This window comes from Lancefieldella parvula DSM 20469 (genome assembly GCF_000024225.1).
In the GTDB taxonomy this organism is placed as follows: Bacteria; Actinomycetota; Coriobacteriia; order Coriobacteriales; family Atopobiaceae; genus Lancefieldella; species Lancefieldella parvula.
The window spans coordinates 611,484-626,266 of record NC_013203.1 but is presented as its reverse complement, the minus strand read 5'-3'; the positions used below and the strand labels follow the sequence as shown (position 1 = coordinate 626,266).

Here is a 14,783-nt window from a genome sequence, read left to right as displayed (position 1 = left end):
TTGACAGTTTTTCTCGTCTTCATAATGCTATGAACAATTCTATGCTACAAGCGACATTTACTTCTCACTGTTAAAATAATAGAAACGCAACATGCCGCACATTCTAAAGATTGGTGGTTTCATGGCCGTCGCATATCACAGCACAAGAAGCTTTGATCATACCGTCTCGGCTAAACAGGCCATTTTGCAGGGAATTGCTCCCGATAGCGGCCTCTACATCCAAGATTCTATTGGCGAGAAACCCCTTGATCTTGTAAAGGTTTGCTCCCAGGACTTTAAGTCTACAGCTTATGACGTACTTTCTACTCTGCTTGATGACTACTTGCCTGAGGAGTTGAATCGCTGTATTGAAGGTGCATATGGCACTCAGTGGGACACCAAGACCATTACTCCTGTTTCTGCTATCGGAGATGATTGGCTGCTTGAGCTCTTCCATGGTCCGACATCTGCCTTCAAAGACGTTGCACTTCAGATGCTCCCTCGCTTGATGAGCGTTGCTCGCGAAGACACAAATGCAGCTAGTACTAGCGGTCAGAATATTATGATTGTCACCGCTACTTCTGGAGACACTGGTAAAGCTGCACTTGAAGGCTTCAAAGATGTACCAGGTATGGGTATTACCGTTTTTTATCCAGAGGGTAAAGTCTCGGATATTCAACGCCTACAGATGGTGACCCAAAAAGGCTCAAACATTGCTGTTTGTGCTGTTAATGGCAACTTTGATGATGCACAAAATGCCGCTAAAGCAATCTTTGCTAACAAAAAATTAGCTCAGGAATTAGCCGGCAAAAATACTGTACTTTCCAGCGCAAACTCAATTAATATTGGTCGTTTAGCTCCACAGGTAACCTACTACTTTGACGCATATGCTCAACTAGTTGCCAAGGGCACTATTACGCTGGGTCAAAAGATTACCTTCTGCGTTCCAACTGGCAACTTTGGCGATGTCCTTGCTGGATACTTTGCAAAAGAGATGGGATTACCTGTTGATCGCCTTATCGTGGCTTCTAACAGCAATAAAGTGCTAACTGATTTCTTAACAACAGGCACCTATGACCGTAGACGTGCATTTGAAAAAACCATCTCTCCATCAATGGATATTCTAGTTTCATCAAATCTTGAACGACTTCTCTATCTTGCATCCGGCAAAGACACCGAGCTTGTCAGCTATCTGATGAACCAGCTGGTAACTAAGGGTATCTACACAGTGCCTGCTCAGGTGATGGACACCATCCGTGAAACCTTTGACGCTGGCTTTGCCACCGACGACCAGACGCGAGAAACCATTCGTTCTACCTGGGAGAATTGTCGTATGCTGATTGATCCTCACACAGCTGTTGCAAAACACGTACTTGACAGGGTTTCTCGCCAAACAAACGACGTGCGCATATGTCTGTCCACTGCAAGTCCATACAAGTTTTCGTCCGACGTGCTTGCCGCGCTGGGTCACTCGACCGCTGACCTGAATGACTTTGCGTGCATGCATACGCTCGCCGAAATCACAGGCACTAATCCGCCAATCCAGCTTTCATCGCTGAATGATAACGTTATCATTCATACTGACGTTCGCGAGAAGGAAGAACTTGCTTCGTACGTTTTTGAGGCATGCGAACGTATTTTTGCTTGTTAGACTCTGAGAAAGCAGGTTCTACATGCTCGACAACACCATCTTAACCATTTCTGTACCTGCTACCTCAGCAAATATCGGCGTCGGTTACGATACGCTAGGTCTTGCATTTAACCTGCGAGCAAAAATTGCGTTTAGAGAATCTCCTGCGCTTATCATTGATGGCTGTCCCGAGCAATTCAGAAACGAAAACAACCTTGTATGGACGTCATATGTTCGTGCCTGCGAAAAGCTGGGTGAAGAACCTACACCTAAGCACATCACCATCAACTCGCCAATTCCGCTTTCTGGCGGACTTGGCTCAAGTTCAACCTGTGTTGTTGCGGGTATTGCGGCTGCAATGACTGAATCTCATGGCGGCTGGGATCCTGAACGTGCGCTTGATTTTGCCTGCAATTTTGAGGGTCATCCCGATAATGTTGCTCCTGCCATCTATGGTGGCTTGACCTCGTCATTTGTTGACGGCGGTCATACCGTATGCACCAGAAGACTTGTGGCGCGTGGACTTTCTTTTGTCGCGATTGCACCGCCTTATACAGTCAACACCGAAGACGCTCGTAAAGTAGTTCCACAAGAAGTCTCTCTTGAAACGGCTGTTTATCAGATGGGACGCACCGTTGCCGTTACTCATGCCCTTGAAACAGGCAACGGTGGTCTTTTAATGGCCGCTTGTAATGACAAGCTCCATGAGCCGTATCGCAAAGAGCTCATTCCCGATTACGAAGAACTCAAACAAGTGTCTAAGCTTGCTAGAGCATGCGCATTTGTCATTTCCGGATCGGGTGCCACCATGATTGCCATCTGCGACTCCCCTGTTACCGCTCGTGCTGTTGCAGAAAACGCCAAGCAAGTCAGAGGCGATCTCTGGATTCAGATTCTTGAGCCGGCGCTTCTGGGTACCGTCCTTACTCTGGATGACGGCCAACAACACCACAGTACTTTCGACGAAATCTAACATATCTTTTATTAGGCACTTTACTCAGATATGACAAAGCCCCGGCTTCTATGTTGCATAGGAACCGGGGCTGATATTTAAGACACGTTTAATATGCTATGAAATAAAACGTTACGCACCGAGATAAGCCTTGCGTACGTCATCGTCATGCAGGAGCTCTTGGCCAGTTCCATGCTTAGCTACCTTACCAAGCTCAAGAACATACGCACGATCAGCAACCTTAAGTGCCATGTTAGCGTTCTGCTCGACCAGTAAAATAGTGGTCCCTGCATCACCAAGCTGACGAATGATCTGGAAGATCTCCTCAATCAGAATGGGCGCTAGGCCCATGGAAGGCTCGTCGAGCATCAGTAGCTTAGGTCTGCTCATCAAAGCACGACCCATAGCAAGCATCTGTTGCTCGCCACCAGAGAGCGTTCCTGCCAGCTGATTCTTACGCTCACGAAGGCGTGGAAAGTGCTCGTAAACCATTTTGACGGTCTTGGCATTCTTGGAATCGGGCTGTGTATAGCCACCCATCTCAAGATTTTCAGCAACACTCATGCGAGAAAACACACGGCGACCCTCAGGGCACAGCGCCAGGCCAGCCTCAACAATCTTGTGGGCGCGTTGACCTACAAGGTTTTTCTCGTCAAGAGTAATGGTGCCAGAATCAGGCTTTACCAGGCCAGCAATGGTATTCAGTGTAGTTGATTTTCCTGCACCATTAGCACCAATAAGGGTGACAATCTCACCCTCGTGGATATCAAAAGAGATACCCTGAACTGCGTGAATGGCACCATAAGAAACATTAAGATCCTTAACAGACAGCAGAGCTTTTTCAACACCAGCTGCCTGAGTATTTATATTTTCAGTGGCCATTAACGCACCTCCTGCTTTCCAAGATAGGCCTCAATAACACGAGGATTGTTCTGAACCTCTTCTGGGGTACCTTTTGCGATGATATTGCCGTGGTCCAGAACAGCCAGTCCCTCACAGATACCCATAACAAATTTCATGTCATGCTCAATGAGAAGAACGGCAATCTTGAAGTCGTCACGAATCTTAAGGACGTTCTCCATAAGCTCATCAGTCTCTGCTGGGTTCATACCTGCAGCTGGCTCGTCAAGAAGCAGAATCTTTGGCTGAGTTGCCAGAGCACGAAGAATCTCAAGCTTGCGCTGAGCGCCATATGGCAGGTTGCCTGCAAGCGTATTTGCAAGATTCTCCATGCCAAAAATACGTAGTAACTCACAAGCGTTATCAGCGCTCTCCTTCTCCTGTTTCCAGTGAGCTGGAAGACGAAAAACGTCCTCGAAGAAGTGAGATGTCATGTGACTTCCCTGACCAACCTGGATGTTCTCCATAACAGTCATGTTATTGAACAGACGAATATTCTGGAAGGTTCGAGCAATACCCATATGGTTTGTTTCAACAACACTCTTACCAGCAAGGTCATAACCATCAATCATGACAGAACCACGCGTTGGCTTGTAGACGCTCGTAAGCAAGTTAAAGACAGTCGTTTTACCTGCACCGTTAGGACCAATGATGCCAGAAATCTCAGTAGGACCAAGAGCAATATTGAAGTCATTAACAGCAGTCAAGCCGCCAAAGTCAATGCCTAAGTGCTCAGCCTGAAGAACTGGAATTGCGCCAAGGTCTCGCTCAGGAATGAGGTTGGGCGATTCTTGTCTAATAAGTTTTGTAGGATTTTTAGTGGCCATCGCTCTTACACCTCCTTCGAATCAGTTGAGACCTCTGCCTGCGTATCTGCCTGGACACCCGCCTGCGCGTTGACCTGTACGCCCGCCTGCTCATCCGAGTCATCTTTATTCCAAGGGAAATCCCTGTTCATGATTCGCTCTATGATGCGAGACAGCGAGAAGTCATATGAGCCAAACAGGCCCTCTGGCCTAAAAATCATGACCAGAATCAACACGATTGCGTAAGCAACCATGCGGTAGTCTGCAAAGGCACGTAAAGCCTCTGGAAGTACGGTCAGGACAGTTGCGGACACAACGGAGCCAAACATAGAACCCATGCCACCCAAAACAACCATAACTAGAATTTCAACAGACTTCATGAAGCCAAACTTTGCTGGTGCCATGACGCCAATGCAGCCTGCGTAAAGACCGCCAGCAATACCAGCAATGAACGCTGAGAAAACAAAGGCAAGAGTCTTGTAATACGTAGTATTAACGCCAGATGCCTCTGCTGCAATCTCGTTATCGCGGATAGCGAGAATAGCGCGGCCGTGTCTGGACTTCATGAGAGTATGAATAGCAAAAATGGCAAGTGAAACAACAATCGCAGTATTCAGGTAACCCGTATAGGCAGGAATACCTGTCAGACCAGATGCACCGCCAGTAAGTTTAAAGCCAAGAGCAGAGTCAATGTTCACCAAGACAACACGAATAATTTCTGCAAAGCCCAAGGTAATGATGGCCAGATAATCGCCACGAAGACGAAGTGCTGGAATACCAATAACCATACCCATGAGAGCAGCGCAAATACCACCAAACAAAAGACCAACAACAAAGAGGATCACTGCTGGTGTAGAGCCTGAAGCCATGGATTGAGCATCCAGTCCAAAGAGCGGCATCATGCGAATAATAAAAATTGCGCAGGCGTAACCACCAATGGACATGAAGCCAGCGTGACCTAAAGGAAGCTGTCCCAAATATCCAGTAACAATATTCAGAGAAACGGTCATCAGTACATATACGCCGATTTGTTCAAAAACAACAGTCTGATAGCGAGAAATAAGGCCCTCTCCTACCAGGAAGTTTCCACCAAAAACAAAAAGTGCAACAAGAATTGCATTGATAGCATAGCGAGCAGGCATAGTAAGCTCACGACGCTGACCATCTTTTCCACCAAAACCAGTGACAATTACTGGGTTGTGGTTATTATCGCGTGGATACATTTTAGTCATGTGAGCCTCCTTACACTTTCTCAGTAACTGGTCGACCAAGCAAGCCAGTTGGTTTGACAACAAGAACAAGAATCAAGAGTAAGAAGACTACTGCGTCCTGCCAAACAGACAAGCCAAAGGCAGCAACAAAGACCTCGGAAAAGCCAACAATAAGACCACCAATAACAGCACCTGGAATAGAGCCAATACCGCCGAGAACCGCTGCAACAAATGCCTTAGTTCCCAACATAACGCCCATGGTTGGAGAAACCTGCTGATATGCCATTGAATACAAGATTGCAGCAATACCTGCAAGCGCAGAACCAACCGCAAAGGTAAAGCTGATAGTACTGTTGACATTAACGCCCATCAGGCGAGCAGCACCCATGTCCTCCGAAACGGCGCGCATTGCCTTACCAAGACGAGTCTTCTGAACCAAAACGGTCAGGGCAACGGTTGCTAAAGTAGTGACAGCAACTGTTAAAAGTGCAGTACCAGAAAGCGTTGAGCCAAATACCTGAACGGTTCCCAGGTCGATGATGTTTGGAATAACCTTAGCATCAGCGCCAAGAAGCAACTGAACGCCATTCTCGAGCAAATAAGAAACACCAATTGCAGTAATCAGAATAGAAAGCCTTGGAGCTTCTCTGAGTGGTGCGTATGCAACCTTATCAATAAGGACACCCAATACAACACAACCAAAAATGGCGAGAAGAACAGCGATTGCTGGATTAAGTCCTAGCTGAACAAGAGCAATCCATGCAACGTAGGAACCAAACATGATGATGTCACCATGTGCAAAGTTAAGAAGCAAGATGATGCCGTACACCATTGTGTAACCAAGCGCCACCAGTGCATAAATACTGCCCAATTGAAGTCCATTGAGCACCTGAGTTAAAAACATCTGAGGCTCTCTTTTCTATGAAGGATTGATTGTGTCATAGATGGACTCTTTGCCATCTTTAAAGGTAATAATCAAGGTGGACTTCACTGGGTCACCTGTTCCCTGATATGAAAGGGCTCCAGTAACACCTTCGACCACACCAGATGCAATAGCGTCAATAATTGCCTGTCTATACGCATCAGAGTTATAGGTATAGCCATGTTTCTCGACAACCTCAAGAGCGGAGCAGAGAATCATTGCAGCGTCATACCCCAAAGAACAGAAATTAGTTGGAGCCTCACCGTATTCCTCGGTGTAAGCAGTAACAAAATGCTGCACCTTTTCATCAGGATTTGAAGCAACAAATGCGGAGCAATAGAAGCATCCTTCAAGATCAGTAGCAGAAGCATAATCCTGCTCACCGCCAATAATGCCTGCCCAACCATCTGCACCCATAAAAGGCTTCTTGCAGCCAAGCTGGCGAGCCTGTGTCACAATCTTACCGTTATCCTGATAATAGTTGGGAGCCAAGATAACATCAGGATCTAAACCAATAATGCTGGTAAGCTGGGCATTAAAGTCAACAGCTCCCGTTGGATAGCCCTGCTGGGATACAACCTCAATGCCCAGCTCACGAGCCTTCTGAACAAAGGCGTTATTTACACCAATCTCATAATCGCCACCGGAGTTAAAGATAGTTCCCACACGCTGATAGCCCTGCTTTTTAGCAAACTCTGCAAGAACAACGCCCTGAAAAGGGTCCGTAACAGTAGCACGAAACATGTTATTACCGTGTGTTACAACATCTTCTGCTGTAGCAGATGCAGTAACACAAGGAATGTTGTCCAGTACCGATTTCTGTGCTAATGCAATGGTTGGCGTTGAGGTAACGTCCCCAAGGATTGCACAAACATTCTCGTCAAGAAGCTTGTTGTAAACAAGAATAGCCTCAGTTGAATCGCCCTTCTCGTCCTCAACAACAGGAACAATCTGACGACCGTTAACGCCGCCCTTCTTGTTAAACTCCTTAAGATACAAAAGAACGCCACTTCGCACAGCGAGTCCATACTGAGCAACGTCGCCGGTAAATGGACCCATCACGCCAACGTAAATGGAGTTAGGGTCTTGGTTCTTTGGCGAACAGCCTGCTAAAGCAAACGACCCCGCAATGGTCCCGGCCACCTCCAAAAAGCGTCGTCGCGTTAGCTTGTGTGCCATATTCATCTCCTTTTCTCCATAGCGTTGAATATGTGACATAACACAATATGGCTGCAGCTCTTAAAAAAGAACCACAGCCAAAAAATGTTATCTAACTTGAAATAATTTTAGAGATATCGGATGTTTCTGCTAGTTCCAGCCTGACGTGACGATTGCGCCTTTGACTTACAAGCTACCCTGTACGCTTCTGCTTACGCCTCGCGTACCAGAGGAAGCTCACCTGCAAAGTGACGAGGCTTATAAGAAGCCTTATCTGAAGCGGTCTTCTCGCCCAGATCAAGTGAAGAGATCTTCTTCATCTTGCTGGTGCCACCCTCAATAAGGCGTAGCAACTCACGCGTTGGCCTTTCGTCAGCCGCCTGAAGCTCAGCTGCCATTTCGCGCTCAACCGCGTCAAAGATGTCCTGAACATGCGAAGATGTATCGTTTGTCGCCTTTACCAGCGGCATTGCGGTTGATTGCGCAACAACACCAGCGTAGTTCGGCTCGCGAGAAGAACGTACTTGAGCTGTAGAAACTTTGTGAGATGCGGCGAGTTTTGCACCCGACGACTCCGCTGGACTTGTAACTTCCGCCTCAGCAGCAGCCTGACCAATAATTGGCAACTGCACTGGATGATACTTGCGCATCTGCAAATTATCATGGCGAGCTAAATGTTCATCCATAGCAGCCAGCGCAAGCGCCCAATCATCAGTGTGTTCAAGCTCATCAATCGTGCGCTTCTCTGGGAAAACTCCCTGATCAACGTAAGAGATACGACTAGAAATATCCGCAGCATGATTGGTAAAGTCTTCAGGAATAGCCTCAGCACCAATCTCAGCAATGCCAAAATCGCGCGTAATAGACTCTTCGCCCACGGCCTTAGTCCACCAAGCAGTGCCAACATCACCAACAGTTCCATCAGCGCGCTCGATAATAGGCAGACCATCCATAGGGTCTTGTCCTAGGCGCTCAAGAAGTACAGCAGCAGCGCCCTTTGCACGAGCAACAGTGCGCTCACGCCAACTTATAAGCTTGGTATAGTTCTCTGCAATCTGCGCGTAGTCGTTTGTAGAGTGTGCAGGTGCTTTCTTAGCGCGAACTGGAAGAACGCCTTCTGCATCTGCGCTTACAACCTGCGGTTTTCTTACAACTGGCTTAGCAGACTGAACACGGATAGAGCCAGTCATATCCCACTGAGAAACTCTCATGTGCTTTGGCTTATATGCAGCAATTGAGCGCCTTGAAGAATCCAGCGGAATCACAACGCTCTGCTCTGGCGAGAAGTCTGATGCTGCTGGAATCTGCTTTGAAGATGTAACCTCGTCTGTACTCTGGAAAGACGTACCTGACTGAACCTCTTCTCCTGTCCCATCGGTTTTCTCGCCACGATTTACAACACGAGAAACAACGAATGCAGTACCAGAAATGACAGCAACCGCAGCAAGTACGATACCGATGCCTGTGAAAATTGCTCCAAGTGGAGTTTGGCGAATTACATTAGTTGTAAGGGCATGCGCAGACGCTGGCTCTGCTACAAGAACCAGTCCACTGAGCAGGCCGGCGACTACTGCCGGATTCCTACCTTCTGTCATACAAACTCCCCCTACAAACGCTAAGAAGATGTATGAAGACACACGCTAAATTTGCATATGCTACTAGACCCAATACGGGTGACGTGAGCAACGGGTGGGCTTCATTTCATCTTTGTGTAATCCGCTGCAACACACAATTGTGCTGTTAGAAATGACTATAGCGTAATTTATTATTTTTTACAGCGTCTTTAAAACTTTTTCATAATTCTTTGGCAGTTATTCAACAAAAAATTAATATGAAAAAAGAAGTGCCTTCCAACAATGGCTGGAAGACACTTTTAATAATCTTAGTTCAGCACTCGCAATGCCTTATGCAACATTACTCAATCTTATATGACACCAGTAACAATCCTCAATCTAACTAGTTCTGTAGATAGTCAGACTGTGCGGCCTTCTTTGCAGATCTAATCAAGAAGTCCTGGTTATTGTCGGTCTGCTTAAGACCACTGATAAGAGCAGTAGTAGCTCGCTCAGTGTTGTTAAAGCCTGCAAGAATACGACGAACGCCCCAAACCATAGGCTGAAGCTCTGGCTTAATAAGCAAATCCTCATTACGGGTACCAGAAGAAACGGGATCAATAGCTGGAAAGATTCGGCGGTCTGCCAGATCACGGTCAAGCTTGAGCTCCATATTACCGGTGCCCTTAAACTCCTCGAAGATAACCTCGTCCATCTTGGAGCCCGTATCTACGAGAGCAGAAGCAATGATGGTGAGTGAGCCACCGCTTTCGATATTTCGAGCTGCACCTAAGAACTTCTTTGGTGGATACAGAGCAGCGGAGTCAACACCGCCAGACAGAATACGACCAGATGCAGGGATGGCAAGGTTATACGCACGAGCAAGACGTGTGATGGAGTCTAGAATAACTACAACGTCTTGACCCATCTCAACCAGACGCTTTGCTCGCTCAATGACAAGCTCAGAAACAACAGTGTGATTCTCTGCTGGCATATCAAAAGTTGAAGCAACGACAGTACCCTTAATGGAACGCTCCATGTCCGTGACTTCCTCAGGACGCTCGTCTACCAAAAGGCAGAAGAGATGAACTTCGGGATTGTTGATGGTAATGGACTGGCAGATACGCTTCAAAATAGTGGTCTTACCTGCCTTTGGAGGCGAGACAATCAAACCACGCTGACCCTTACCGATAGGAGCTACTAAATCAATTGCACGCCCCGTAATGGAGTCTTTGCCGTGCTCCATAGTGAGAGGTTGATTTGGGAAAATAGGTGTCAGGTCTTTAAAACGAGGACGATCCTTAAGACCCTCAACTTCCCCACCATTAACCTGGGTAACTTGAAGTAGTGGTGGATACTTACTATTTACGCGAGCAGGTCCAACCATACCCAAAACGCTATCGCCAGGACGCAGACCAAGATTTCTAATAATCTGCTGGTGAACAAAGGCGTCGTTATCGCCTTCCATATAATTACCTGTACGAATCCAGCCGTAGCCTTCATTGCTAATCTGAAGAATACCCTCAACAGTCTTGAAGCCTTCAGCGGCTGCAGATGCAGCATACACAAGCTCAATCAAATCAGACTTGTGAACGCCCGCATACTCAATACCCAACTCAGTTGCTTTAGCACGAAGCTCCGAAAGCTTCATCTCTTGAAGCATTTCTTTGGAAAGTGAAGGTTTGCTTGCCTGACCTTGCTTACGATTCTTGTTGCGTTGGTTGTTCTGCCTACGATCGCGAGAAGAATGCTCTTGATTGCTAGCGTGTGCGTTTTCCTGTGTCTTCTCGCCCTCCTGAGCTGCTTCTTTTGGCTCAGCATTACGGTGCCGGCGACGTGCCACTCCCGTACGTGAACGTCCTAGACGCCCTGTTGGAGCTACCTCAGCATCTGCCTCTGCGCCAGAAGTCTGCTCTTGAACTGGACTTTCCTGCTGCTCAGCACTGTCTTGATGTTCAACAATGCTCTTCTGGAATGCATTGTCATTCTGGTCCGCTGTACTTTCTGCCTCTGCTTTGGTAAAAGCTGGAACAGGGGTTACCTCTACAGAAGGCTGAGTTGCATCCTGAACAATCTTGGTAAGTCGATCAGTATCTACAACGTCAGAAGAGACCTTGCCGCCTGCCTGGACCTGAGCCAAAACTTCCGCTTGAAGAGCCTCAAGAGTCTGCTCCCGTAAAGCGCGCTCCTCCATCTCTTCTTTGCTTGGACGACCGCGACGACGCTTAGGAGGCTCTGCAACGCCAGCTGCATTTAAAGCTTCAACCATAACTGCCTCTACTGCACGACGAGCTTCAGTCTCCTTTTTAGTAGGACGACCACGACGACGCTTCACAGCTGACGAATTAGATGTCTTTTCTTCAGTTGTATCAGAATTGTTATTTTCAGAAGTAGTATTTTCCGAATTAATATTTTTACTCTTGCGAGGTCTACCACGTCTACGTGGTGCTGGAGTAATTTCTACATCGTTTAAAGAATCATTTTGGACCGAAGATGTTTCGTCCGACATGTACAAACCTCTCTGTTTGCTCATCAAAATAATCTGAAAAAAATATGAGAAATATGATGAAGAGATAACAAACAAAATCAAATAGGTGCAAATCCAAAAAGGAATATACCACGAAAATGCTCGCCTTATGATGAAAAAATAATAAAATTCACCATAAAACGAGCAAATGGGGATTTATAGCCGTTAAATCTTATACGTCAAAGACCCATCTTCTATAGCTCTATAATCTACATAAATCATTTAAACAGCTGTACGACTCTTTCTTTTAACAATGATATCTTCAATTTGCTGAACAATTTCTTTGGTATACGTTTTACCTGCAGGTGTGAGCTCAACCATGGTTACCCTTCTTGAAAGGACATCGTCATGTTTGCGCTGTACCAAACCACTTTCTGCCAAAGCAGTAAGAGACATAGAGACAGTTGGTTGTAGTAGTCCAAGCGCATCGACAATCTCTGTAATTGAAAGAGCGTCTTTAGGAGAATCTAAAATTGCAAGAAGCACCATATCTGCAGCTCGGCAATACAGAGCTCCCATAGCGTTAACATACATAACAATACGTTCAAACGAAGTGCGGGAAAGTGCCTGACCGGGTGCAATACGAGCACAAGTGAGTTTAGAAAGCTCCTCTACTGCTTCTACACCTTTTTCTGTAATAATGCACACTACGTTGCGTCGATCAATAGTGCCTTCATCTCTCTTGATGAAACCAAGCCTTGCCAAGTGCGAGGTACGATGAGTAATCGTAGGACGAAGAGCACTCTGATACTCGGCAATTTCTGAAGTCTTAACAGAAGCACCCTTCACATTAAGACGACACAAAATAGCAAACTCTTCAAATGTGAGTCGTCTGTTAGCAGGCACCACTCTTCTAACCAAGTTGTAAGACCTGCGAATGGACATGTACTCGCGAAGTTCCATAGAGACCTCCACTCTTATGCCCGAACCGTTTACTATTTGCTCGCACAGTGAGTATACCCTTAAAAAATACGTATTAACGTGGAGAAAAAACAATAGTTAGTCAATAATATGTTAGAAAATAGCGAATATATGACATCAATATAGCCATTTATATGCTGTAATATAAAATTTAAGAAATAAAAATTAATTTTATTATCTCTTTTATACATTAAAAAATTTTTTACACAACGAAAAAATGTGTAAATTATCTGGAGAAATTCACTAAAGATACCGTGCAGGTATTCAATACTTGCACGGTATCATGACAAAACAACATAGTTAGATAACAATTTACATTACCTCAGGAGCAGAAACACCAATTAAGTTGAGGGCAATTGCAAGCACGCGACGAGTTGCGTCACAAGCCGCAAGACGAGCCTTAGAAAGCTCTGTGTCTAATGGACGTCCTTCAGAAGGAAGTACCTGGCAAACTGTATAAAACGCATGGAACTGACCAGCAAGTTCTTCAATATAGTGCGTAATGCGGAATGGCGCCCTATCACGAGCACAGCTCTCAATAAGTCCTGGAAACTCAAAAAGCTTACGGGCAAGTGCTTGCTCGGCTGCATCAGAAAGAAGTCCAAGATCAACTACAGAGCCAATAGCCTTACTTGCAACAGCATCCATGCCAAGCGTCTTTGCTTCTTCAAGGTCAATGCCAGCAGCGCGGCGCAAAATAGAACAAATACGAGCGTGAGCATACTGAACGTAATACACAGGATTAGAACTGTCCTGACGCTTTACTTGCTCAATATCAAAGTCAATCATCTGGTTGGAAGACTTTGAAACAAGAGTGTAGCGCGTTGCATCAACACCAACCTCAGCGAGAAGCTCGTCAAAGTGGATACCAGTTCCCTTGCGCTTAGACATTCTAACAGCAACACCGTTTCTCAGGAGGTTAACCAGCTGACCAAGCAAAACCTCAAACTGGGTTGGGTAACCAAGCGCAGTCGCAGCAGAGCGAACACGTTGAATATATCCGTGATGATCTGCTCCCCAAATATCAATAACGTGATCTACGCGCTGGAACTTATTCCAGTGGTACGCAACATCAGAAGCAAAATAGGTATACTCGCCGTTTGTCTTAATAAGTACGCGGTCTTTATCGTCACCAAAATCAGTAGAACGGAAGAACAGTGCGCCCTCGTCAGAACGATAGAGGTAGCCAAGCTTATCAAGAGCATCAAGTGCACGATCAACAGCATCTTTACCCTGGCTATCCTTAACGTACAGAGAACGCTCGGAGAACCAAACGTCAAAATCAGCACGAGCGTTATGGCAGGTTTTTTTAATGGATTCAAGCATCATCTTGTAGCCGCGCTCGCGGAACTCAACCATACGCTCGTCTTCAGACTTATTTGCCCAGAGCTCTCCATCATTTTTGAGGAAGAAAAGTCCCAGGTCAACAATATAATCTCCAGCGTATGCATTACCGCCAAGAGAGTTAATAAACTCGTCAGTAAACGGATGCTCCTCTGGATGAGCATCATCTTCATCTGCAACGTAAGCATTGCGGTCTTCAGCAAGCACCTGTGCAGCTGTATCGGCGTCAATGCCGCGCTTCTGCATAATGTCAATAAGCTGCAGGTAGCGCTTAGAGATAGAGTGGCCAAATACGTCCATCTGAGAGCCGTGATCGTTTACGTAGTACTCGCGCTCAACCTCATAACCCGCAAACGCAAGAATGCGGCTCAGAGAATCTCCGAGTGCCGCCCAACGACCATGACCAATATGGAGAGGTCCAACAGGGTTTGCAGAAACGTACTCAACCTGAACTTTCTGACCAGAGCCAAAAGAAGAGCGTCCAAAGTCTGCGCCCTGCTTACGTACGGTGTTAAAAATCTCATTGCCTGCAGCAGTAGACAGGTAGAAGTTTACAAAACCAGGACCCGCAACCTCAACGCGCTCAATCTGAGCATCCTTGACAATATGAGCTACAAGAGCTGCAGCAATATCACGAGGAGCCTTGTGTGCCAACTTTGCAGAACGCATTGCAACTGTAGAAGACCAATCGCCATTTGATGAATCCTGTGGGCGCTCCAGTCCCACGTCATCAATCTGGAATTCAGGTAACTCACCCGCAGCCTGGGCTTCCGCCAAGGCTTGACGTACAAGTTCCTCGATCTTCTCGCGCATTGTTCTCCTTTAAATTCAGTGCACATGTGCAGCGCAATTACGTAGTGAAGTTGTGTAGTTCCTAAGA

The 14,783-nt window shown here is 46.4% G+C and carries 11 protein-coding genes; 2 read left to right on the top strand and 9 right to left on the bottom strand.

Features of this window, described 5'->3' with window-relative positions:
- Positions 1-121 precede the first annotated feature (121 nt).
- Together thrC and thrB are read left to right on the top strand one after the other, a co-directional pair.
- Positions 122-1,630 carry a threonine synthase gene (gene thrC / locus APAR_RS02780; RefSeq protein ID WP_012808628.1) on the top strand — a complete coding sequence of 503 codons (1,509 nt, stop codon included), beginning with the start codon at positions 122-124 and terminating at the stop codon, positions 1,628-1,630.
- A 22-nt stretch (positions 1,631-1,652) separates the two neighbouring features.
- Complete coding sequence (thrB, locus tag APAR_RS02775; RefSeq protein ID WP_012808627.1) at positions 1,653-2,582, top strand: homoserine kinase; 930 nt, start codon at positions 1,653-1,655, stop codon at positions 2,580-2,582.
- A gap of 111 nt (positions 2,583-2,693) precedes the next feature.
- On the opposite strand, the gene APAR_RS02770 is transcribed toward thrB, so the two are convergent.
- From APAR_RS02770 to argS, 9 genes are all read right to left on the bottom strand, one after another.
- The gene (locus tag APAR_RS02770; RefSeq protein WP_012808626.1) at positions 2,694-3,443 is read right to left on the bottom strand and encodes an ABC transporter ATP-binding protein; all 750 of its coding nucleotides are present in this window, start codon (positions 3,441-3,443) and stop codon (positions 2,694-2,696) included.
- Positions 3,443-4,288 (bottom strand): ABC transporter ATP-binding protein, encoded by an 846-nt coding sequence (locus APAR_RS02765; protein ID WP_012808625.1) that lies wholly within the window; start codon positions 4,286-4,288, stop codon positions 3,443-3,445. The genes APAR_RS02770 and APAR_RS02765 overlap by 1 nt, the downstream gene beginning before the upstream one ends.
- A gap of 5 nt (positions 4,289-4,293) precedes the next feature.
- Positions 4,294-5,499, bottom strand: coding sequence for a branched-chain amino acid ABC transporter permease (locus APAR_RS02760; RefSeq protein WP_012808624.1), 1,206 nt, complete (start codon positions 5,497-5,499; stop codon positions 4,294-4,296).
- A 10-nt stretch (positions 5,500-5,509) separates the two neighbouring features.
- The gene (locus APAR_RS02755; protein WP_012808623.1) at positions 5,510-6,382 is read right to left on the bottom strand and encodes a branched-chain amino acid ABC transporter permease; all 873 of its coding nucleotides are present in this window, start codon (positions 6,380-6,382) and stop codon (positions 5,510-5,512) included.
- A 15-nt stretch (positions 6,383-6,397) separates the two neighbouring features.
- On the bottom strand, positions 6,398-7,579 hold the full coding sequence (locus tag APAR_RS02750; protein WP_012808622.1) for an ABC transporter substrate-binding protein: 1,182 nt from the start codon (positions 7,577-7,579) through the stop codon (positions 6,398-6,400).
- 191 nt (positions 7,580-7,770) lie between these two features.
- A complete protein-coding gene (locus tag APAR_RS02745) occupies positions 7,771-9,153 on the bottom strand; it encodes a hypothetical protein (RefSeq protein WP_012808621.1) in 1,383 nt (460 codons plus the stop codon).
- 361 nt (positions 9,154-9,514) lie between these two features.
- Complete coding sequence (rho, locus tag APAR_RS02740) at positions 9,515-11,620, bottom strand: transcription termination factor Rho (protein WP_012808620.1); 2,106 nt, start codon at positions 11,618-11,620, stop codon at positions 9,515-9,517.
- Between the two features lie 240 nt (positions 11,621-11,860).
- Complete coding sequence (locus APAR_RS02735; RefSeq protein ID WP_012808619.1) at positions 11,861-12,541, bottom strand: MarR family transcriptional regulator; 681 nt, start codon at positions 12,539-12,541, stop codon at positions 11,861-11,863.
- Positions 12,542-12,871: 330 nt separating this feature from the next.
- Positions 12,872-14,716: an arginine--tRNA ligase gene (argS, locus tag APAR_RS02730; protein WP_012808618.1), complete on the bottom strand. Its 1,845-nt coding sequence runs from the start codon at positions 14,714-14,716 to the stop codon at positions 12,872-12,874.
- Positions 14,717-14,783: the final 67 nt, after the last annotated feature.

Bases quoted from the DNA above. Each gene is read 5' to 3' on its own strand.
- APAR_RS02745 (WP_012808621.1), bottom strand. From the start codon at position 9,153: ATGACAGAAGGTAGGAATCCGGCAGTAGTCGCCGGCCTGCTCAGTGGA.
- argS (WP_012808618.1), bottom strand. From the start codon at position 14,716: ATGCGCGAGAAGATCGAGGAACTTGTACGTCAAGCCTTGGCGGAAGCC.
- APAR_RS02755 (WP_012808623.1), bottom strand. From the start codon at position 6,382: ATGTTTTTAACTCAGGTGCTCAATGGACTTCAATTGGGCAGTATTTAT.
- APAR_RS02735 (WP_012808619.1), bottom strand. From the start codon at position 12,541: ATGGAACTTCGCGAGTACATGTCCATTCGCAGGTCTTACAACTTGGTT.
- thrC (WP_012808628.1), top strand. From the start codon at position 122: ATGGCCGTCGCATATCACAGCACAAGAAGCTTTGATCATACCGTCTCG.
- APAR_RS02770 (WP_012808626.1), bottom strand. From the start codon at position 3,443: ATGGCCACTGAAAATATAAATACTCAGGCAGCTGGTGTTGAAAAAGCT.
- thrB (WP_012808627.1), top strand. From the start codon at position 1,653: ATGCTCGACAACACCATCTTAACCATTTCTGTACCTGCTACCTCAGCA.
- APAR_RS02750 (WP_012808622.1), bottom strand. From the start codon at position 7,579: ATGGCACACAAGCTAACGCGACGACGCTTTTTGGAGGTGGCCGGGACC.
- APAR_RS02760 (WP_012808624.1), bottom strand. From the start codon at position 5,499: ATGACTAAAATGTATCCACGCGATAATAACCACAACCCAGTAATTGTC.
- APAR_RS02765 (WP_012808625.1), bottom strand. From the start codon at position 4,288: ATGGCCACTAAAAATCCTACAAAACTTATTAGACAAGAATCGCCCAAC.
- rho (WP_012808620.1), bottom strand. From the start codon at position 11,620: ATGTCGGACGAAACATCTTCGGTCCAAAATGATTCTTTAAACGATGTA.